This is a genomic window from Psychrobacter sp. 1Y4 (assembly GCF_051847555.1).
The window spans coordinates 1-1,090 of sequence record NZ_JBPYDE010000138.1 but is presented as its reverse complement, the minus strand read 5'-3'; the positions used below and the strand labels follow the sequence as shown (position 1 = coordinate 1,090).

Sequence of the window (1,090 nt, the reverse complement as noted above, 5' to 3'; positions counted from 1 at the left end):
GATGTCTTATATCGATGAAGACATGGGCTATCAGGAAATTATCGATAAAGGCTTTGATGCTGAGATGGTCGCAAAAGTCATCAAGATGGTAGACAATAGCGAATATAAACGCTTGCAATCGCCAATCGGTACAAAGATCAGCCACAAAGCTTTTGGACGTGAACGCCGCTATCCATTGGTCAATAAGTGGTCAATTAAAGGCTAAATCGCACTTGCCTTTCAGCTTGTATGACTTATGAATTTATGAGTTGAAAGGTGCAAGTCAGATCGTTTGACAAAACGTCGAATTTTTCCTATTAGCTGGGTGCTTGCCCAGCTTTTTTGGTTTTTATTCACCAAACAATTTATAGATATTCCTATTTTTTCCACATAAACCTACCCAATATTTTTGACTTAATTACCTTTACTTCTTTTTCGAGTATGTCATGAGCTTGCTAACTGCTAGTGTTTTTCTTCTCCTTCTACTTGCCTTGAGTACCTTTGTCTCTGCCGCTGAAATTGCCATTGCCGCAGGGCGTAAAATCAAACTTCAAATCATGGCAAAAGAAGGCGATGTTCGCGCACTTGATGTCCTCAATATGCAGGAGCATCCCGGTAGTTTTATCACCGTGGTACAAATAGTACTAAATGCGGTTGCTATTTCGGCTGGTGCCGTGGGTGAATCAGCCATCAGTCCTTATCTAGAGCAGTTATTCAATAGTGAAGCGATCGCATCGGTCATATCATTTGTACTCATCACCAGCTTGTTTTCGCTACTTGCCGATCTCATGCCCCGACGTTTGGCGATGTCGAATGCTGAGATGATAGCGGTGCGACTGGTACGCCCTATGATGCTATTAATTTTTGTATTAAAGCCGATCATATGGGTGTTCGATGGTGCTGCAAATATCCTCTTTAAGTTTTTTGGTATCTCAACCATACGCCAAGACGATATGACACCAGAGGATATCTATGCCGTCATGGATGCGGGTGCTGAAGCGGGTGTGATAAAAAAACAAGAGCATCATCTGATAGAAAATATCTTTGATATGCAAGAGCGGACAGTCACCTCAGTGATGCATCCCCGCGAACATATTGTTTACTTTGATAC

General features: G+C 42.0%; 1 protein-coding gene and 1 pseudogene. Both read left to right on the top strand.

Features of this window, described 5'->3' with window-relative positions; translation table 11 throughout:
* Nucleotides 1-205 (top strand): annotated as a pseudogene (locus ACS8FC_RS14805) (NAD+ synthase); the annotation flags it as partial.
* A gap of 220 nt (nucleotides 206-425) precedes the next feature.
* A partial coding sequence (locus tag ACS8FC_RS14800; RefSeq protein ID WP_439297330.1) for a CNNM domain-containing protein occupies nucleotides 426-1,090 on the top strand: 665 nt, incomplete at its 3' end.